The organism is Allohoeflea poritis (assembly GCF_027889715.1).
Classification (GTDB): Bacteria; Pseudomonadota; Alphaproteobacteria; order Rhizobiales; family Rhizobiaceae; genus Hoeflea_A; species Hoeflea_A poritis.
Genome location: NZ_JAPJZH010000001.1, coordinates 445504 through 464339 on the forward strand (window position 1 = coordinate 445504; position 18836 = coordinate 464339).

Genomic DNA, 18836 nt, shown 5'->3' on the forward strand with positions numbered 1-18836 from the left:
GAAGGAGCCAGACATGCGATCTCAGGCGAGACCGGCGAGCATGTTTGCAAGTTCCGCCGGCTTGGCGAACATGACCTCGTGGGACGACTCGATATCGATCAGGTTTGTTTCCTGCGACGGCCAGGCCGCGTTCATGTCCGCGACAATGGCGGCGCCGGTGGACGGCACCACGGTCTGGTCCTGCGTGCAGCGAATATAAGTCCGCTTGATATCGGCAAAGCCATCGGAGAACTCGGCTGCCTCGCCATAAATCGATACGGGCGCATCGGGTGTCAGCAGATGCATCACGGTGGCAAGCAGGCCGTCGTCCACATCGGCGGCCAACGCTTCCTTCAGCAGTGCAAGGTATTTGGGATCGGTGGATCGCGTATCGATGCGCAATGCACCGATGACCGCCGGATCCGCCACGAGCGCCGGGCCCAGCTTGCTGTTCTTCGCCTGATCTTCAAGTTGAAGATAGGCGCCGGCCGGCTTGCCGGGCACCGGGGCGAGCGCGGCAACATAGACCAGCCCGTCGAAGAGCTGCGGAGAACCGGCGGCGGCAAAGGTAATCGGAACGCCGCCCATGGAATGACCGACCGCGATCACCTTTTCGGCACCGGCGGCCCTTGCCCGTTCGGCGCCGACAACCACTGCCGCTGCATAATCGGCAATGCCGATGCCGGCCAATGGTGACGGATCGGTCGCAAAGGCAGCCGCATCGAGCGGCCGGGCACCAAACGTTCCAGGCAGCCGGGCGTTCAAGCCATGTCCCGGCAGATCGATCGCCACCGTCATGTGACCGGCGTCGTTCAGGATCGGCTCAACCTGCCCCCAGCACCAGCCGCCGTGCCATGAACCGTGCACGAAAACGAAGGCTGTCTTTGATCCAGCCTGTGCCTTCGCTGCTACCATGCCTGATGCGGCAGCCATTGCCGAGCCGGCCGCTGCAACCTTCAGAAATCTGCGCCTGTCCATCTTCTCCTCCATATTGTGTCCTTGGCGTAGGCATCATTATACTCGCGAAAGGCCCGCACCGTTATCCGCGCAGCGGCGGCAGCAGGTTCGGATGACGACTTAAAAAGGACTTTCTTTCAGTGAGTTACGCGCCGGATTGCCCTGAAAACGAACATCAGCTTATGGTGAGTGACCAGCGGTTCGACGATTTCGATGCGCAGTCCGAACAACTCAGCGGGCACGATCAGGAATATTGTCAGCTCTCATTTGGCGCCTTCCGGGGCCGATTTGTTTCCGCTTTCCTGGACAATGGCATCTCGCTGCATCTTGAAACGGCCAACCAGGCACTCGAGCAGCGCATCGGCTGCCCGAAGGATGCCGTCAGCATTGGGCTTGTCATCAATGGCGACCGGCCGTTCATGGTCAATGGCCAGGAACTTGACCAGTCGGGCCTGTTTCTCACGCCGCCGGGCGCAGAGCTCAGCATGTTCAGCCCGGCCGGCGCGACTATTCTGGCAATTTGCCTCGAGCATAAGCATGTTGCCCAATGGAGCGAGGGAGAAAACCTGCCGAGCCCGATTGAAACGACTGAAGGCCTGTGTGTCCAAACCGCGCCATCGCTGGCGGACAGTTTGCGCACCAGCGCCATGCGCATACTTCGCAGCGGGCTGACAGCCGATCGGGACGGCGCTGAAGACCTCGGAGGCATTCCGGTCGGCCGGCATTTCATATCGGCTGTACTGTCGCAGCTTTCGCTGCATCAGGCGCTTGCCGCCTGGAGCCGACCCGAAGCGGCAGATGGTTCAGCGCTGTTCGAACAGGCCCGGACGCTGCTGCTCGAACAACCCGATGGAGAGATCGACTACGCATCGCTCCGCGCCCGATTGGGTTGTAGCGAGCGGACGATCCAGAAGGCTTTTTCGAGGCACACCGACATGAGCCCGACACGCTATCTGCGGACGGTAAGGCTCAATCGTGTACGCAGGATGCTGCTTTCCCGGACTCATATAGACAGTTCCATCGGAGATCTGGCGGCGCGCAGCGGCTTCTGGAACTGGAGCCGCTTCTCCGGATTCTACAAGCAGCAATTCGATGAACTGCCATCGGAAACGCGCCTGAGGCTGCAATAAAGCCAGGCGCTCCAGTCCGTATTGCCCAATTGGCATTGCCTGAATATACCAAATCGGTATAAATCGATCAGCATCCATCTACATCAACCGTTCCACGGTGCCGCGACTTGTCGCGGTGAAGATGTAATTGTCCTCTCTGCAAACCGACAGGTCGTTTGATGATCGATACCGAGTTTTCATTTGAAGAATTGCCGCTCGCTCTTGGTGATACGGAGGTCGCGCTATGCAACGGTACGGCGCTGCTGGTGGGCGAAACGGGCATTCATGATTATGGCTTCGAGGTTACAGGCATCGTACTTGAGGGCAATCTTGTGGGAAGCTACCGCGACAAGCGCGCCGTTCACCTTTCCGGCGACAGCAGCGATCCGTTCTGTGCCCTGCTCTTCCGTCGTCTTGCCGACCGCATTGAATCCGACAGCGCAGCAGCCGATCACTTCTATCTTGCCAGACGGGACCGGCTGGAACCGGCCTTTTGAAACAGTTGACCGCATCCAATCGGGCATGATCGTTTTTTGCCGCGTGCGCCAAAGTCACGCCGCAAAGGGCTGAAACTATCGCGCGTATTAGCTGTGATAGCGCCAGCCGCACAAGGGAGAGGACCAAATGCGCAAGATATTGTTGTCGACGATTACACTGGCATGCTCCGTAGCGGCGGTGTCCGCTTTGGCCCAGGCGCCGACACCGGCGCAGCAGCAGGCTATAAGATCAAGCTGTGTTTCCGACTACAGGGCCAATTGCTCCAGCGTGCCGACGGGCGGAATGGATGCGCTGATCTGTCTTGAACAGCATGAGGCGAAACTCTCACCGGCTTGCAAGTCCGCCGTAGAGGCCGTCGATCACGGCTCGGGCTCCAGCGCATCGGCTTCGTCATCGGCCGGCACACCAGCCGCTGGCGGCACCGAGAAGGCAACCGAGAACGCTGCGAAGACAACTGAAGCGCCGAAAACCGAAGCCGCAGCGCCTGCCGCAACGGCCAGCCGGACGCCGGCGTCAGGCAAGCCCGCCATGTCGCTTCGGCAGGAAATGCGCCTCGCGGCACGCGCCTGCCAGCACGACTACCGTGTCCTTTGCCCGAACCTTCCGGTCGGTCAGGGCAACATCCTGTTTTGCCTGAAGGTCCACGAGCAACGGCTTTCGCCGCCTTGCCGCACCGCGCTTATCGAAGCGGGCGAGGTTCTGCAGTAGCAGCCAGCCGAAGAAACAGTCACGCGTCGTTTGCGCGCGTTTCCAGGAAAGCGATCAGCGTGCGCTTGGCTCCCTGAATATGTTGACGCGTGCATTCGGCAGCGCGTGAGGCATCGCCAGCTTCACAGGCCTCCAGTATTTCAAGATGTTCCCGGTTCGCCCGATCCAGACCGTCGGTCATGAGGAGCTGCGCGCGCAGGTAACGCTCAACCCGGTCGAGCGCATTGTCAATGACCTTCAGATGATAGGTGAGCCCGCTGTCGCGATAGAGTGCATAGTGAAAGCGCCGGTTCAGTTCGCCCCATTCGAGCGGATCGTCGCTGTCCATGAAGTCCTGGAAGTGCCGCCGTGCCTCCAGCAATGATGCCGGCGTCATCCTCGAGACGGAGGCGGCGATAACTTCTCCTTCGAGCAGACTTCGGAAATCGAAGATTTCAGCAGCTTCGTCGACCGATATGCCCGCGACCACGGCGCCGCGATAACGCCGGTTTTCAACCAGCCCATGCTGCTCCAGCCGTGTCAGCGCCTCGCGGACCGGAATGCGGCTGGTGTTGAACAGCGCTGCGATTTCATCCTGGCGCAGCGGGTCGCCATCATCCAATTCGCCTTCGATAATTGCCTGACGCAATGAATCGAAAACGATGGAGGCGGCCGACGTGGTCTTGCCGATATCAACAGACCGCAGCTTCAACAGTTTTCTCCGGTTTCTTCGGCTAATATCTACTTTTGCGCCTTTTTTCCAAGCTGAACCAAGCCGGGATCGCGATGGGCGTTGATGTATTCGTAGCATACTTTGCCACAATAGGATATTGAATATTGGATCCAATCTTGATATTCCGTTGATCTCAAGGGTTGTTTTCCTCTCAGTGTGCGCTGCTGATCGCGAAACGCGATCCCTTGTGACTTTGCGGAATGGCCGCGCTCCCCGTGAAGAGCCGGCACGGTTCCAGTCAGCCAGGAAAGGGTTCGATATGTGGCAGGGTGTCATTCCGGCGGTTACGACCAAATTCAAGCAGGACGGCGGCCTCGACCACGCCGAGATGGAACGCTGCTTCGCCTATCAGATGGATGCCGGATGTCATGGTCTCGTGGCCTGCGGCAGCCTCGGTGAAGGCAACATGCTGTCGCATGAAGAACGCCTCGAAGTTCTGAAACTCTGCAAACAGGCGACCGCGGACAAACCGGCTCTCTTGACCATTTCGGAGCCCGGCACACGCGAGGCCTGCGAATTGGCCAAACGGGCCGCAGGCGCAGGCGCGGACGGAATCATGATCGTCCCCTCGCCGATCTACCATACGAGCCGGTCGGAGACGATCGCCAATCTGAGGACCATCACGCAGGCCGCCGATCTGCCCGTCATGATCTATTCCAACCGGGTGGGTTACCGCGTCGATGTCACGCCGGACATGATGGAGGAACTTGCCGACGATCCGCGTTTCGTGGCGATCAAGGAAAGCTCCGACGACATCCGCCGAACGACCGAGATCTTCAACCGGCTTGGCGACCGCTATGCGGTCTTCACCGGCGTCGACAATCTCGCCTATGAAGCGCTGACTGCCGGTGCCGTGGGCTGGATTGCAGGCCTTGTCGTCGCGTTCCCGAAAGAAACCGTTGCCATATACGAGTTGATCCGCCGGCAACGATACGAAGAGGCCTTGGCGATCTACCGTTGGTTCCGGCCGCTTCTCGACCTCGATGTGTCGACCTTCCTGGTTCAGCAGATCAAACTCGCCGAGGTCATCGAGATCGGCTCCAACGATCGCGTGCGCATGCCGCGCCAGCCCCTGTCCGGCGAACACAGGAAAAATGTGGAGCACACAATAAAAGTTGCAGTTGAAAGCCGCCCGTCTTTGCCGCAATTTTGACGCGGGGCAGGAGAATAGTGCGCCGGTTTCCGCGACGGAGCGCGGAAAGCGGGGATAACTGGGCGAATTATGAACACTGCAGGCGACGGCCGGCCGGATATCATTGTCATTGGGGCCGGCATTGTGGGGCTTTCATCGGCTTTCTCTCTACAGCAAAAGGGTAACTCCGTCCTGATCCTGGACCGCAAGGGACCAGCGGCCGAAGCCTCCCGCGGCAATGCGGGTGCATTTGCATTTTCCGAGATCATCCCGCTGGCGACACCCGGCATCATGCGCAAGGCGCCCCGCTGGTTGCTCGATCCGCTCGGCCCGCTATCGATACCGCCGCGATACGCCTTCAAATTGCTGCCCTGGATGGTGCGCTTCTGGCGCGCCTGCCGGCCCGAACGGGTCGAGAGCGGCATATATGCGCAGTCGGACCTGATGAACCTTTCAAAGCACGCGCTGCTGCCGTTTCTGAGAAAGACCGGCACCGGCAGCATGCTTCGGCGCGACGGAAATCTGCAACTCTATGAGAGCCGCTCCGAATTCGAGGAATCCCTGCCCTATTGGAACGCCAGGGAACGCTGCGACATTCCTTTCGAGCATATCCACGGATCCTACGCCATTTCGCAATATCAGCCCGGCCTCGACAAACGCTTTGTCTCCGCCACGTTCTCACCCGAGTGGTATTCGATTTCGGACCCTCTGGAATACGCGCTGACCATAGCCGACATTATCGACAATCGTGGCGGCCGTATCGAAACGGCAGAAGCCGTCGCTATCGAGCCGCAGAGTAACGGTGCCAGTGTCAAATGTGCGGACGGCAGACAATTCAGCGCCGACAAGGTCATCGTGTGCGCCGGCGCATGGTCGCACAAGCTCGCCGAGACGTTGGGGGAGCGGATTCCACTTGAGACCGAGCGCGGCTACAACACGACCTTGCCTGACAGCCGATTCGAGTTACGGACGCAACTGACCTTCGGTGCCCACGGCTTCGTTATCTCGAAACTGAATTCAGGCATACGCGTGGGCGGTGCCGTCGAACTCGGCGGCCTTACCGCGCCGCCGAATTTCAAACGCGCCGAGGCTTTGCTCGCAAAGGCCAAGTCCTTCCTGCCTGATCTGCAAACGGAAGGCGGCACCCAGTGGATGGGCTTCAGGCCTTCCCTACCCGACACCCTGCCGGTGATCGGCCCCTCCACGAAAAGCGACAATGTCATCTACGCTTTCGGACACGGTCATCTGGGCCTGACACAATCTGCCGGCACGGCAATGCTGGTTTCGCAATTGGTGGATAACGAGGATGCGTCAATCGATCTGCGGCCGTTCAGGGCGGATCGATTTTAGGATGGAAATGGGCAATCGGCCGCAGGTTTGCTGTCCCCAAAAAGAGGAAAGACGCTGGCCTCGGCCAGCGCCCCCCTGTTCAAACGTGGTCGCCAATCAGATTTTCCGCGTCGACCGTTAGGCCTCTCGCGAACACTGCTTAACGCCCGCGTCCGCTTGGCCGTTGCCCCGTTAGACGGCGCTTCCGGCCTGTGCGGCTCTACAGACCGGAAGGTCCGCTAACCGCTTGCTGTTGTCGCACATGCATCCGCTTTTACAGCGCCCTGCGTGCCTCACGGTTTTCCGGTCGGGGCGTCAGAGACGTTCCTGGCCGGGCCGCTCACAGGATGTTGGGCTGTCCGATCAATTGTCTCCCAATTGGCGGTCGGGAATTGTCCGGACCCAACGCGTACATATTGGGCCGGATGGGCCGGATGTGTCGAGTCGAAGTATTCCACAGTGGATAACTCAGGGGATAATTCCACGCCCGATTTCCTATGCTATTGATAGGATTGAAAATAAGATTTTCCCTCGGTGTACGGAACCGCACCAATGCGTCTTCGCGTACCCATCCAACGCATATCCGGGCGACGGATTTATTACGTTTCCTTGACATTGCCGCGAAGGAATTCGGCGACGCCAGCCGGAAGTTGACTTGGATCGCCGGGCATGTTCCCACATGCCGTCCAGCAAAAGGGATTCCTGCAATGAAAATCGGCAACAGGATGCGGCTCCAGGGCACGGAGACGCTTCACCAAGGATGGTCGCGTCTGACTCGTGGAACATTCGACTATCAGCGCAGCGACGGAAGCTGGCAAGTCGTGTCACGCGACGTTTTCGATTGCGGTCACGGCGCGACCGCCCTGCCTTATGATGCGAAGAGGCGAAAGGTCATCCTCGTTCGCCAGTTCCGCTACGCCGCCTATACCGCCGGATACGACCAGTCCCTAATCGAGACGCCTGCCGGCCTGCTGGACGATGCTTCGCCCGAACAACGCATTCGCACCGAGACGGAAGAAGAGACCGGGTACCGCATTTCATCCGTCGAGAAAGTGTTCGAGGCTTTCATGAGTCCGGGCGCGGTCAGCCAGAAGATCCACTGCTATGTCGCGGCCTACACGCCGCAGGACCGGGTATCCGACGGCGGCGGGCTTGCCGAAGAGGGCGAGGACATCGAGGTGCTCGAACTCGATTTTGACGAGGCCTATGCGATGATCGGCGACGGGCGGATCCAGGACGGCAAGACCATCATGCTGCTGCAATATGCGGCCATCAACCTGTTTTCAGGTCCCGCACGAGCAAATCAGGTGGTCTGATCGGCGAACCGGTCGGTCGCAAGGATCGTCTGGTGAAGAATGCCCGGCTCATTATAGGCGTGCCCTGCCCCATCCACGATCTGCAGATCCGCCTCCGGCCACGCCCGGTGCAGGTCCCAGGCGGTCCGCGCCGGTGTGACGACATCGTAGCGCCCCTGAATGATCACCCCCGGAATATCCTTGATCCTGTGTGAATCACGCAGGATCTGCGCGTCCTTGAAAAACCCCTTGTTGATGAAATAGTGGTTTTCGATCCGGGCTATGGCCAGCGCAAACTCGTCGGAGCCGTGCAATTCGCTCAGTTTCTTGTCCGGCATCAAGCGGACCGTCTCACCCTCCCAGAGGCTCCAGGCGCGGGCGGCTTCGAGGCGTGCCGCCTCGTCGGTACCTGTCAGACGCTTGTGGTAGGCGGCAATCAGGTCGCCGCGTTCTTCTTCCGGAATGGGCTCGATGAAACGCTGCCATTTGTCCGGGAACAGCCAGGACGCACCGTCCTGGTAGAGCCACAAAAGCTCCGACCGCCGGGCGGTGAAGATGCCACGCAGAACGAGTTCCGAAACCCGGTCCGGATAGGTCTCCGCATAAGCAAGCGCGAGCGCGCTCCCCCAGGATCCGCCGAGCACCAGCCAGCGGTCGACCTCGAATTTCATGCGCAACGATTCTATGTCGTCGACCACATGCCAGGTGGTGTTGGAATCGAGGCTCGCATGGGGCGTCGACCGACCGCAGCCGCGCTGATCGAACAACAGGACCCGGTATCGATCGGGATCGAACAGCCGCCGATGATCTTCCGTGCAGCCGGCGCCCGGCCCTCCATGCAGAAAGATTGCCGGCTTACCTGCCGGATTGCCGCACAATTCCCAATAAATCTCATGTCCGTTGCCGACATCGAGCATTCCCGAATTATACGGCTCGATCGGCGGATAGGCCTTGCGCAATTTCCTCACCCCCTGCTGCGTCCGGCTTAAGCCGGTGCGTTGCAAATCCCGTCTTACACAGGATTCTACAATTCGCATATTGCAACATACTTAAAGCGTCGCCGTCGCGCAAAACGGCGGGGATGAAGGCGCTAAAGAGCTCTGGATATCAGCGCATTATCTCAAGAAACGCAAAACCGCCCGCGGTCAGCGCCGCATAGGAGCCGAAGATGGCCGCAACTGAAGCGATCATGCAAAAGCGTCCCCATTGAGACAGAAATCGGGATTTCGCGCTGTCGTGGATGAACGGCTCTTCGAAATCGACCGTCTGCTCGTAAAGGGCATGCGCATGCAGATATTGTCTCAGCCAGGACAGGCCGGGAACCATCACGCACAGCAAGACGGCGGCAAAAAACCAGGCGAGGACAATGGCCAGGTCACCCAGCGTGGCACCGGCCTGCGCGTGATTTGCCGTGTAGAACACCACCGCACATGCGGAGCCCACTGCCGCTGCAAGCGCGGGTGCCGCAACCGCCGACATTTCCAACAGGCCGATACGTTCCAACTGCTCGCGCAAATTGTCGGTGTGCCTGATCTGGGCGTCCTTGCCGCCCTCGAGTATTAAAGCCAGTTCGCTACCATTGGCCACAGTCTTACTCCCAACACTACGTTCCCACTGCATGTCCCCACGCATGGAGGGTGGCCGGCAATAAGGGCGTGGATGTGGTTCCCTTGCCCGCGGCGGATCAAACTTGCTTACAGTGTTAAATATTTCGGGCGCGAACGCTGGGCGCTTCAACCGCCTGCTGGCGGTATGGCCGAGGCGCACGGTTTTCGACCCGCTTTCGCCGATTTCAAACTATTGGCGCCAATTCGAGCACTCTGCGCTACTATTGCCGGCAAAGAATTGAGGGATCCCCATGTCGCCTATCGCTAAGTTTGCCCTCCTCGCCGTCGTTTTCGTCGATCTGATCGGCCAGGGGCTGGTCTTTCCGATCATCAATGAACTCGTCATGGATCCGAAACTGACGTTTCTGCCGGTCTCGTCTTCGGACGCCACACGCCATTTCGACTACGGCCTTGTCATCGGCATATTTTTCCTCTGCTGGTTCTTCGGTGGCGTTTACGTCGCGAAAATTTCCGACACAATCGGCCGCAAGCGTGCCATCATGATCTGCCTTTTCGGCGCGCTGGCCGGTTATGCCATCACCATTCTCGCCCTGTTCGCCGATAGCCTGTGGCTGTTGATCCTCGGCCGCGGAATAACCGGCTTCACGGCTGGAAACCAGCCGATCGCCCAGGCGGCGATGATCGACGCCAGCCGCACCGACGAGGAAAAGGCGCGCAACATGGGCTACATCGTGACCGGCATCAGCGCCGGGCTGGTCGGCGGACCGATCATCGGCGGCCTTTTATCCGACCCGGCGATACTCGGAAGCTTCGCCAGCATCAAAATGCCGTTCTACGGCGCTTTCGTTCTTGTGCTCGTCACGATCCTGCTGGTGCAGTTCACCTATCGGGATGTGAAGACGACCCGGGAGAAACTTGAAATCAGGCCCATGGAGGTTTTCACCCAGCTGGTCCGCATCCGCGAGAAGCCGGTCGTCATGCGGCTATACACCGTGTTTCTGAGCTTCATGGCCGCCAATGTGACCTTCTATGTCTTCATGGACAATTATCTGAGCAGCGAATTCCAGATCGGCCTTTTCGGAACGAACATGGCGATGATGGTTCTTGGCGCGGCGCTCGCCACATCGAGCACATTCCTGGTCACGCCCATCCTCAGTCGCTTCGGCAAATTGCCGGTGATCGTGACGGTGACCGTAACCATGGCATTGAGCGGAATCCTGTTCGTACTGACCCCGATACCGGCCCTTTGTTACGTCTTCATCGCCACATTCTATTTCGGCTTCGGCATCGCCTACCCGGCCCTGCTCGGTCTTTTCTCTGCAAGCGTGTCGGATGAGGAACAGGGTTGGGTCATGGGCATCTGCACGGCCGCCTTCACGCTTGCGGCCGGCGTTTTTTCGCTGGTCGGCGGCCTGATGATGGCGGTCGATCTGCGTCTGCCATTTTACATTTGCGTGGCCGCCGCACTGCTTGCGCTTGTGCTCATCCGCACCACTTGGCGACATCCGGATATCGATGCGATTGTCAGGTAAATCCGTTATCCGCGCTCGAAGAGCCGCTCGGCCATGACGCCAACGCGCTGCTCGACAGCTTCGCAGGCATCCAGGATGAGGTCTTCCCGGAAGCGCCGCCCCACGATCTGGATGCCGACGGGCAGCCCGTCATTGTAGTTTGCCGGCACATTGCCGGCGGGAAGTCCGACGAAATTCATGGAATAGCCGTAGACGGACGAACCAAGCGCGTCGACAACGCCGTCAACGCCCTTGGTATCGCAGTCCCAGGAATAGGTCGGGTGCGGCAGGAAGGGTGTCAGGACCAGCGGATACTCCTCAAGGAACAGCGACCACTCGCGCGCGTAGTGCGAACGCCTGGCGAGGCCGCGCAGGAGATCGTCTCCCTCATAGGCACCGAAATATTCGAAATAGTCCTTGAAGATCGCATTGATCGTATCGCTGCCATAGGCGTCGATATCCTTGGCCATCAGGGCCTTGACCTCGCCGAACAGACACTTGCCTGCTTCATGGGCAATCTCGCGCACCAGCGGCGGCTCGACTTCGAAGACCTCGTATCCGGCGTCAACAAGTGCGTCGCGCGCCGTATCAAGCGCCTTTTCAACAGCCGGATCGAGATCGAACTCAAACGTGTTCTTGGTGAACGCCACCCTGACCGGGCCTTCCAGCGGCGCAGCGTCAAGCGGCAGCGGCACCATCCAGGGATCGCGCGGATCGGGCCTCACAAGCTCGCGCATGGCAAGGCGGACATCGCGCACCTCGCGGGCAATCACGCCCTGCACCGACATGAGCTGTGCCAGCAATCCGCGCTCGGCGGGGGCAGACGGATTATAGGCCGGCACACGCCCGAGGCTCGGCTTTACCGACGTCGCACCCGTTGCCGCCGGTGGAAAGCGCAATGAGCCGGCGATGTCGTTGCCATGGGCTAGCGCGCCCATGCCGGACATGACCGCCGCGGCCGCGCCGCCGGACGAGCCTCCGGCCGTCGCCCAATCGTTCCACGGATTGAATGTGCGACCGTGCAGCTCATTGACCGTGGTCACACGGAATGAGAACTCCGGCGTGTTCGTGCGTCCGATCACAATCGCACCGGCTTTCTTGAAATTTGCCGCGACCGGAGAATCGGCAGGTGCTATGACGTCCTTGAACGCGGTGACGCCGTTGGGGGTCGCTTTGCCTGCCTGGTCGACATTTTCCTTGATCGTCACCGGCACGCCGTGCAACGGACCAACTGGTCCGGATTGACGCAATTGCATGTCCATCGCCTCGGCTTCGACAATCGCCTCGTCGCCGAAATCGTCGACAACGGCGTTGATCCCACCGTTGCGCTCACGCATGCGATCAACGGCGGCGGTTACCGCCTCCTTCGACGATATCGTGCCCGCCGCGATCGCATCTGCAAGATCGCAGGCGCTCATCTGCCACAGTGGACGTTCGGTCATTGATGGCCTCCCAACAAGCGTTCCGGTGAATTCAGGAGCTTTTGCGTATCATTCCTGGGGCGCCGGGTGAATTCCCCGCCAACTGAATCAGAGGAATGTGAACTTCCAGAAGACAAAGGACCAGGATCGATCCAAACAATCGGGTGCCGGGGCAAAACATCTTGCGCTTCGCCGCCTTGTCCGATCATATGATAGCACCATGGACGAAAAATTAGATCAGATTGACAAAGACATCATTGCGGCCATGCAGTCCGACGCGGCGCTTTCGCAGCGGCGGCTCGCTGAAAAGATCGGCCTGTCGCAAAACGCCTGCTGGCGGCGGTTGCGGCGTCTTTATGCGGACGGCGTGATCACCGGATCGACAATCCGGCTGGACCGGCAGAAGCTCGGGCTCGGGCTGGTCGTTTTCATGATGGTGCGGACGCGGCATCATTCCTCGGACTGGCTGAATGAATTCCGCCGGATCGTCCTCAACCTGCCGGAGGTGGTGGACTTCTTCCGGATCGGCGGCGAATACGACTATATGATCAAGATCGTGACGGAGAACATGGACAGCTACGACAAGGTCTATCAGCGATTGATAGAACAGATTGAACTCGACTCGGTCACCTCGCATTTCTCGATGGAGTCGATTGCCGAACAGCGACCGTTACACGTTTAAATGATCGCTTCTTTGAGCTTTTCTGGGTCATTTGATCGAAATTTTCCGCAAACGTGTGACGATTCGGATCAATCTCGCGCCATCTCCGTGTTATTTTCGTGTCCGGGAGGAACCGCAATGGCGCTGGACGCGTTTCGCAAATCTCTACAGTCCAACAACAACATTCTGGCCGCAATCCGCGATGGCGTGATCGGCGACGGCGCCCGGATACCCGGCCTGTTCGGCGATGTCGCACTGGTCTATGCCGATTATGTCGCATCGGGCCGCGCGCTCACCCAGGTCGAGGACTATATACGCGACGCGGTTCTGCCTTACTACGCCAACAGCCACACCGAGGCGTCCTATTGCGGCGCCTACATGACCCGGATGCGCGGTGCGGCGCGGGCCGAGATCGCGCGGCTGACCCGGGCCAGAGGATGTTCGGTAATATTTGCGGGTTCCGGCGCAACGGCGGGTGTGAACCGCCTTGTGCATCTGTTCGGTGTGAACACGGCCCGCAAGGCGGTTGTTTTTGTCGGGCCTTATGAGCACCATTCCAACCTTCTGCCGTGGCGCGAGAGCCGGGCGCGGGTCATCGAGATACCGGAAGGCGAAAGCGGCGGACCTGATCTGGCAGCATTGGAAGATGAACTGCGCGCAAATGCCGACGCCGACCTAAAGATCGGCGCGTTCTCGGCCGCCTCGAACGTTACCGGGATAATCACCGACACAGAAGCCACGACGCGGTTGCTGAAGCGGCACGAAGCGCTAGCGGTCTGGGATTATGCCGGTGGCGGCCCCTATCTTCCCATCGATATGGCCCCCACGCCCGAAACCATGAAGGACGCGGTTGTCGTCTCGCCCCACAAGTTTCCGGGCGGACCGGGCGCAAGCGGCGTGCTGATCGTTCGCGACCGCGCCGTTGTCCCGGGGCGGCCCTCCTGGCCCGGCGGCGGAACGGTGACGTTCGTATCGCCCTGGGAGCAGGTCTACAGCGCCAGCCCGGTGGCGCGGGAAGAAGCGGGAACGCCCAACGTGGTCGGCGATATCCGCGCCGCTCTGGCCTTCATCGTCAAGGACGCGATCGGAACGGAGGCAATTGCCGAGCGCGAAGCCGCGCTCAACGCCATGGCTGTCGCGGGATGGGCGTCTAACAGGCAGCTTCGTCTTCTCGGCGCTGAGCACGCCAACCGTCTGCCGATCTTCTCGTTCCTGGTGTGTCGGGCTGACGGGCGGCCCTTCCATCACCAGCTCTTCACACGCATGCTGTCCGATGTCTGCGGCATCCAGGCACGCGGGGGCTGCGCCTGTGCGGGCCCCTATGCACATCGCCTTCTGGGCATTGACGAGACCGCGTCCAGAGCGCTCCTGGCTGATCTGCACGCCGGCAGGGAGTTGCGCAAGCCCGGTTGGGTGCGCCTGAATTTCAGCTATCTCCTCAACGATACGACCGCGCGCTACATTATCGACAGTGTCAACGCATTGTCGACAAGGCTTGACGCGCTGGAGGTTTATTACGATACCGACCCGACGACGGCACGCTTCTCGCCGGTGGCCACCCTGCCCGAGGCCGGGATGGCGGCCGCATCGCCTATGTGAGGCACAGTCGATTGGAGAATGTTCGTGCGCAGTGCCGATAACCGATAAACAAGGAGGAACATGAATGCGTAACATCACTTTTGCCCTGACGATGGGCCTTGCTGTTGCTGCCGCGCCGGCGGCGGCCGAGGAATGGCGGCTCAACAACTTCCTGCCGGAAACCCGTCCGGAATCGGCCGAACTGGAAAAATTCGTGGCCGATGTGAACGACAAGACCGGCGGCGAGCACACATTGAAGCTGTTCAGCGGCGGTTCGCTTGGTCTGCCGAACACCGACACCTTGCGGTTCCTGCCGCGCGGCGCGGTGGAAATGAGCCTGATGTGGGCCAACTATCTGGGCCGTGACGCCCCGGCTCTGAGCTCGGTCGTGGTGCAGGGCACCATCGGGTCGATCGAGGAATTCGAGAAAGCCATCCCGGTGGTCCGCGAGATTTACGAGGAGGAATTCGCCGATTGGGGAGTCTCCTCGGTGGGTTATGTACCGATCCCGATGCTCTCTGTCTCGGTCTTCTGCCGGGACGAACCGGTCAACACGATTGCCGATCTGAAAGAAAAGAAACTGCGCGTCTGGGCGCGCGATCAGGTCGAAACATTCACGCGCCTCGGCGTTGCCGCGCAGATCATCCCGCAAGAGGAAATGTATGTCGCGATGCGCACCGGGGTCGTCGACTGTGCGCTCTATCCGGCGCTTTACGCCCACACCGTATCGCTCCAGGAAGTGTCCAAATACGCTTCCTTCCTCTATCCTATGGCGTCCGGTCCTTACGTGATCGGCGTGGCAACGGATAAGTGGGAAGCCGCCGATCCCGCGCTGAAGGAGGCGGTCGCTGCCGCCGCGGAAGACCTCTGGAACCGGACGAACCAGTACGAGAACGATTACGCCCGAGAGCTGGCGGCCCGCGAAAAGCTGGTTGAACAGGGTATCGTCTGGGGTGACGACTTTCCGGACGAAGACCGTGAGGCCTTCGTTGCCACCGTCACCGAGATCTGGGCCGATCTGGCTGAAGAGGCAGGTGGCAAGGCACCGGACTACCGTCAGCGCGTCCTCAACGCTCTTGGCCGCTGATCGGCGGTGGCGTTGAGACACAACATTGCGCAAGGGCTGCATGGTCTGGCCCTTGCCTGCGCCGCCGCGGCGGCCCTCTGCATGGTGGCAATCGTGGGGATCATCTCGGCCGGCGTCGTCATGCGCAGGCTTGGGACACCCCTGCACATCACCGAAGAGGTCGTCGGGCTGCTGCTGAGTGTCACGCTGCTTCTCGGCCTTCCGATGGTCACACTCAAATCCCGGCACGTGCGGGTTGCCATTGTGGCCGACAATGTGCGTGGCGCATGGGCCATCGGCCTTTCGGTCGCTGCACTTATCCTTGGCGTTGCATTCTTTGCCTGGCTGGCGATCGAAACAATACCCTGGTTCGAGTTCGCCTATGACCGTAACCTCAAAACCCTGACCACGCGTATTCTGCTTTATCCCTGGATGGCCGTCATGCCGCTGGCCCTGGTGCTGTCGGGTACAATCCTCATCGCCCGTCTCGCCGGGATCATTCCGCAGAAAGGCGAAGTCCCACCTGCATCCTCACAGACAGGCGGAACCGGCACGTGAGCTTCTGGGTGCTGCTGATCGGCGGGCTGGTCTCGACAGCCGGCACCGGCATGGCGCTTGGCGCCGCGCTCGGCCTGACCGGGCTTGTCATTCTTTATGTCTTCTCGAACGGCGCCTCGGCGCTGGCCGTCGATGCGATCTGGAACGTTTTCAACTCCTTCACGCTCAGTGCCGTTCCGATGTTCATTCTCCTGGGCGAAATCCTCCTGCGCAGCGGCATCAGCGAGCGGGCCTATACCGCCTTCTCTCCGGTTTTTCGCCGTGTACCGGGCGGGCTCCTGCACACCAATATCGCCGTATGCACGCTGTTCGGCGCGGTCAGCGGGTCCAGCCTTTCGACTGCCGCCGCGGTCGGGTCCGTGGCCTATCCGGAGATGTCGCGACGCGGCTACGACCGCGACATGGTGGTCGGCAGCCTCGCGGGCGGCGGAACGCTTGGTCTTCTGATCCCGCCAAGCCTGTCATTCCTGATCTACGGTGCGCTGACCGAAACCTCGATAGGCCGCCTTTTCGCAGCAGGCATCGTACCCGGCCTGCTCATTGGCGCGCTCTTCATGGTCTACATTCTGATCCGCGCAATGCAGACACCCGCGCTCGCACCGCGCGATCCGCAAGGCCTGCCCCTGCGCCAGATACTGGCCGGCTTCGGACAGGTCTGGCCCATCGTGCTGCTGATCCTGGCGGTCATCGGCAGCATCGTCGGCGGTTTCGCAACGCCCACGGAAGCAGCCGGTCTGGGGGTCGTCATCGCAGCGGTGGTCGCGACAATCTGGGGCGACCTGACGCCGCGCAAGCTGGTCAGCGCAATCTACGATTCCGTCCTGCTTTTCTCCTCGATCGGCTTTCTTGTGCTCGGCGCGACAGTGCTGGCGCTGTCGATCAGCATATTGGGTGTGCCGCAACAGATCCTTGAGGCGGTCGCCGACAGCGGTTTGGGAGCCCACGGCATCCTGCTCATCGTCGTTTTGATCTATCTCGTTCTTGGCTGTTTTTTCGACGGCCTGTCACTGATGATCATGACCCTGCCCGTCACGTTTCCACTGCTGACGGGACTCGGCTTCGATCCGATCTGGATTGGCGTTCTCATCACCATCGTGATCGAAATCGGCCAGGTCACGCCGCCGGTCGGGCTCAACCTTTCGGTCATCACGGCGCTGACCAACGGCGAAGTGAGTCTCGGGCGTGTCGCCATCGCCACCGTGCCCTATTGGGTGATCCACCTGTTCGCCATCGTCGTTCTCACGCTGTTTCCCGCACTGGCTCTGTTCCTGCCCGATCTTCTGTTCTGAACCGGCAATACGCTCACGCGAGATCCGGCGCCGTCTTGCGTCAGGGCATCCGCGACGGGTAGTTTGTCGACAGTGGCCGCAGACGCATGCACCACCGAAAAACCGCCTTGAACCTGCCGATCCGAAGGACACGGTGCAAAGAATTTGAGCAGCAAACACCGCATAGCCAATCTCGCAGGCTGGTCGATCGCAGTCGCCTGCGCCGTGCTTTTCCTGAAGATCCTCGCCTGGTGGATCACCGGTTCCGTCGCGCTGTTTTCGGATGCGCTGGAATCCGTCATCAACGTGGTGACAGCCGCCCTCGCCTGGCTTGCCATCCGCATCAGCCACGTCCCCGCCGACAAGAGACACCCTTTCGGCCACTACAAGGCTGAATATTTCTCAGCCGTTGTGGCAGGCGTCCTGATCGTTGTGGCCGCCCTTCTCATTTTCAGCGAGGCGATTTCCGCGCTGGCCGCGCCGCGCGATCTGAATGAACCGTTGTCCGGAATGGCTGTCAATGCCGTCGCCGCCATCATCAACGGCCTTTGGGCATGGCGCCTGATCCAGGAGGGCCGACGGTCGCGGTCTCCCGCGCTGGCGGCCGATGGCCGTCACATCATGGTCGATGTCGTTACCTCCGCCGGCGTCCTGGTCGGGCTCGGTCTTGTTCTCGCAACGGGCTGGCTGTTTCTCGACTCGCTGATTGCCATCGGCGTCGGCATCAACGTTCTGATCGAGGGCTGGAAAGTGATCCGGTCTTCCGTCGACGGATTGATGGACAGCGCCCTGGACGAAAACGAGACTGAAAGGATACGGCAGACGATCCTCGCCAGCGCAGCCGGCGCACTGGAGGTCCACGATATCAAGACACGCCGCGCCGGACACGTATCCTTCATCGAGTTTCACCTGGTGGTCGATGGCACAATGAGCGTCGCCGACTCCCATGCGATCTGCAATCGCGTGGAGGCCGCACTCGCCGAAGCCATTCCCGGATCGAACATCACGATCCATGTCGAACCGAACGAAGAGAGCAAACGGGACGGGCTGGCGATTAGCTAGCCAGTTGATTGCGGAGCGTTGCCCAAAAGTCCCTGCAGTAAGGCGCAGCCCGGATCGTTCGACCGGCAACTGGACACCAGCACATCAAGTTCGCGCTCAAGGGCTGACAGTTCTGATATTTTTTCCCGCACTGCTTCAAGATTCTTGCGCGCAATCGACTGCGCTCGGTCGCAAGGCGTCTGCTCGACCGTCAACATAAGCAACGCTTGCGTGTCACGGATTGGAAATCCCAAATCCCGGCACTGCCTGACAAAACGCATACGCACGATATCATCCTTGGTGTACACGCGCCGGCCATTTTGCTCTCTCTCCGCTCGCGGCAATATGCCTTCGCGTTCGTAATACCGGATCGTCTCGACATGAATACCACTCAGTTTCGAGGCTTGGCCGATCGTGTGCATATTGTTGGTCCTTGATCCTGTAG

The 18836-nt window shown here is 60.2% G+C and carries 19 protein-coding genes; 13 read left to right on the forward strand and 6 right to left on the reverse strand.

Translation table 11 applies throughout. The features are described from left to right. Positions 1-21 precede the first annotated feature (21 nt). Positions 22-957 carry an alpha/beta hydrolase gene (locus OOZ53_RS02275; protein ID WP_271087676.1) on the reverse strand — a complete coding sequence of 312 codons (936 nt, stop codon included), beginning with the start codon at positions 955-957 and terminating at the stop codon, positions 22-24. 161 nt (positions 958-1118) lie between these two features. On the opposite strand from OOZ53_RS02275, the gene OOZ53_RS02280 reads away from it, so the two are divergent. From OOZ53_RS02280 to OOZ53_RS02290, 3 genes are all read left to right on the forward strand, one after another. After that, a complete protein-coding gene (locus tag OOZ53_RS02280) occupies positions 1119-2066 on the forward strand; it encodes an AraC family transcriptional regulator (protein ID WP_271087677.1) in 948 nt (315 codons plus the stop codon). 158 nt (positions 2067-2224) lie between these two features. Beyond that, positions 2225-2542, forward strand: coding sequence for a hypothetical protein (locus tag OOZ53_RS02285; RefSeq protein WP_271087678.1), 318 nt, complete (start codon positions 2225-2227; stop codon positions 2540-2542). Positions 2543-2669: 127 nt separating this feature from the next. Continuing rightward, positions 2670-3251 carry a hypothetical protein gene (locus tag OOZ53_RS02290; protein ID WP_271087679.1) on the forward strand — a complete coding sequence of 194 codons (582 nt, stop codon included), beginning with the start codon at positions 2670-2672 and terminating at the stop codon, positions 3249-3251. Between the two features lie 19 nt (positions 3252-3270). On the opposite strand, the gene OOZ53_RS02295 is transcribed toward OOZ53_RS02290, so the two are convergent. Beyond that, positions 3271-3942 (reverse strand): GntR family transcriptional regulator, encoded by a 672-nt coding sequence (locus tag OOZ53_RS02295; RefSeq protein ID WP_271087680.1) that lies wholly within the window; start codon positions 3940-3942, stop codon positions 3271-3273. 280 nt (positions 3943-4222) lie between these two features. On the opposite strand from OOZ53_RS02295, the gene OOZ53_RS02300 reads away from it, so the two are divergent. The 3 genes from OOZ53_RS02300 to OOZ53_RS02310 all read left to right on the forward strand — a co-directional run bounded on the left by OOZ53_RS02300 (position 4223) and on the right by OOZ53_RS02310 (position 7740). Beyond that, positions 4223-5116 (forward strand): dihydrodipicolinate synthase family protein, encoded by an 894-nt coding sequence (locus OOZ53_RS02300; RefSeq protein ID WP_271087681.1) that lies wholly within the window; start codon positions 4223-4225, stop codon positions 5114-5116. Between the two features lie 69 nt (positions 5117-5185). Beyond that, positions 5186-6445, forward strand: a complete 1260-nt coding sequence (locus OOZ53_RS02305; protein ID WP_271087682.1) for an NAD(P)/FAD-dependent oxidoreductase — start codon at positions 5186-5188, stop codon at positions 6443-6445. A 686-nt stretch (positions 6446-7131) separates the two neighbouring features. Further along, entirely contained in the window at positions 7132-7740 is a 609-nt protein-coding gene (locus OOZ53_RS02310) for an NUDIX domain-containing protein (RefSeq protein ID WP_271087683.1), read from the forward strand. On the opposite strand, the gene pip is transcribed toward OOZ53_RS02310, so the two are convergent. Both pip and OOZ53_RS02320 read right to left on the reverse strand, forming a co-directional pair. Next, a complete protein-coding gene (gene pip, locus OOZ53_RS02315; protein ID WP_271087684.1) occupies positions 7728-8678 on the reverse strand; it encodes a prolyl aminopeptidase in 951 nt (316 codons plus the stop codon). The two genes, OOZ53_RS02310 and pip, sit on opposite strands and share 13 nt — an antisense overlap. Positions 8679-8826: 148 nt before the next feature. Continuing rightward, positions 8827-9306 (reverse strand): hypothetical protein, encoded by a 480-nt coding sequence (locus OOZ53_RS02320; protein WP_271087685.1) that lies wholly within the window; start codon positions 9304-9306, stop codon positions 8827-8829. A 271-nt stretch (positions 9307-9577) separates the two neighbouring features. Between OOZ53_RS02320 and OOZ53_RS02325 the strand changes: the two genes are divergently transcribed. After that, entirely contained in the window at positions 9578-10819 is a 1242-nt protein-coding gene (locus tag OOZ53_RS02325) for an MFS transporter (protein ID WP_271087686.1), read from the forward strand. A 5-nt stretch (positions 10820-10824) separates the two neighbouring features. Here the strand turns inward: OOZ53_RS02325 and OOZ53_RS02330 are convergent, their stop codons facing one another. Then, positions 10825-12240 (reverse strand): amidase family protein, encoded by a 1416-nt coding sequence (locus OOZ53_RS02330; RefSeq protein ID WP_271087687.1) that lies wholly within the window; start codon positions 12238-12240, stop codon positions 10825-10827. A 199-nt stretch (positions 12241-12439) separates the two neighbouring features. Between OOZ53_RS02330 and OOZ53_RS02335 the strand changes: the two genes are divergently transcribed. The 6 genes from OOZ53_RS02335 (at position 12440) to OOZ53_RS02360 (ending at position 18412) form a co-directional block, all read left to right on the forward strand. Continuing rightward, entirely contained in the window at positions 12440-12901 is a 462-nt protein-coding gene (locus OOZ53_RS02335; protein WP_271087688.1) for an Lrp/AsnC family transcriptional regulator, read from the forward strand. A gap of 117 nt (positions 12902-13018) precedes the next feature. Next, positions 13019-14479 carry an aminotransferase class V-fold PLP-dependent enzyme gene (locus OOZ53_RS02340; protein WP_271087689.1) on the forward strand — a complete coding sequence of 487 codons (1461 nt, stop codon included), beginning with the start codon at positions 13019-13021 and terminating at the stop codon, positions 14477-14479. Positions 14480-14543: 64 nt separating this feature from the next. Beyond that, positions 14544-15545, forward strand: a complete 1002-nt coding sequence (gene dctP, locus OOZ53_RS02345; protein WP_271087690.1) for a TRAP transporter substrate-binding protein DctP — start codon at positions 14544-14546, stop codon at positions 15543-15545. Between the two features lie 12 nt (positions 15546-15557). Next, on the forward strand, positions 15558-16082 hold the full coding sequence (locus tag OOZ53_RS02350; protein ID WP_271087691.1) for a TRAP transporter small permease: 525 nt from the start codon (positions 15558-15560) through the stop codon (positions 16080-16082). After that, positions 16079-17371 carry a TRAP transporter large permease gene (locus tag OOZ53_RS02355; RefSeq protein ID WP_271087692.1) on the forward strand — a complete coding sequence of 431 codons (1293 nt, stop codon included), beginning with the start codon at positions 16079-16081 and terminating at the stop codon, positions 17369-17371. Before OOZ53_RS02350 ends, OOZ53_RS02355 begins: the two co-directional genes overlap by 4 nt. Before the next feature lie 144 nt (positions 17372-17515). Next, positions 17516-18412, forward strand: coding sequence for a cation diffusion facilitator family transporter (locus OOZ53_RS02360; protein ID WP_271087693.1), 897 nt, complete (start codon positions 17516-17518; stop codon positions 18410-18412). On the opposite strand, the gene OOZ53_RS02365 is transcribed toward OOZ53_RS02360, so the two are convergent. Continuing rightward, positions 18409-18813 (reverse strand): MerR family transcriptional regulator, encoded by a 405-nt coding sequence (locus tag OOZ53_RS02365; RefSeq protein ID WP_271087694.1) that lies wholly within the window; start codon positions 18811-18813, stop codon positions 18409-18411. The genes OOZ53_RS02360 and OOZ53_RS02365 overlap by 4 nt on opposite strands. Between the last annotated feature and the right edge of the window lie 23 nt (positions 18814-18836).

What these genes read in the sequence shown, in the direction of transcription:
- OOZ53_RS02275 (WP_271087676.1), bottom strand. Translation starts at nt 957, where the DNA reads ATGGACAGGCGCAGATTTCTGAAGGTTGCAGCGGCCGGCTCGGCAATG.
- OOZ53_RS02280 (WP_271087677.1), top strand. Translation starts at nt 1,119, where the DNA reads ATGGTGAGTGACCAGCGGTTCGACGATTTCGATGCGCAGTCCGAACAA.
- OOZ53_RS02285 (WP_271087678.1), top strand. Translation starts at nt 2,225, where the DNA reads ATGATCGATACCGAGTTTTCATTTGAAGAATTGCCGCTCGCTCTTGGT.
- OOZ53_RS02290 (WP_271087679.1), top strand. Translation starts at nt 2,670, where the DNA reads ATGCGCAAGATATTGTTGTCGACGATTACACTGGCATGCTCCGTAGCG.
- OOZ53_RS02300 (WP_271087681.1), top strand. Translation starts at nt 4,223, where the DNA reads ATGTGGCAGGGTGTCATTCCGGCGGTTACGACCAAATTCAAGCAGGAC.
- OOZ53_RS02305 (WP_271087682.1), top strand. Translation starts at nt 5,186, where the DNA reads ATGAACACTGCAGGCGACGGCCGGCCGGATATCATTGTCATTGGGGCC.
- OOZ53_RS02310 (WP_271087683.1), top strand. Translation starts at nt 7,132, where the DNA reads ATGAAAATCGGCAACAGGATGCGGCTCCAGGGCACGGAGACGCTTCAC.
- OOZ53_RS02325 (WP_271087686.1), top strand. Translation starts at nt 9,578, where the DNA reads ATGTCGCCTATCGCTAAGTTTGCCCTCCTCGCCGTCGTTTTCGTCGAT.
- OOZ53_RS02330 (WP_271087687.1), bottom strand. Translation starts at nt 12,240, where the DNA reads ATGACCGAACGTCCACTGTGGCAGATGAGCGCCTGCGATCTTGCAGAT.
- OOZ53_RS02335 (WP_271087688.1), top strand. Translation starts at nt 12,440, where the DNA reads ATGGACGAAAAATTAGATCAGATTGACAAAGACATCATTGCGGCCATG.
- OOZ53_RS02340 (WP_271087689.1), top strand. Translation starts at nt 13,019, where the DNA reads ATGGCGCTGGACGCGTTTCGCAAATCTCTACAGTCCAACAACAACATT.
- dctP (WP_271087690.1), top strand. Translation starts at nt 14,544, where the DNA reads ATGCGTAACATCACTTTTGCCCTGACGATGGGCCTTGCTGTTGCTGCC.
- OOZ53_RS02365 (WP_271087694.1), bottom strand. Translation starts at nt 18,813, where the DNA reads ATGCACACGATCGGCCAAGCCTCGAAACTGAGTGGTATTCATGTCGAG.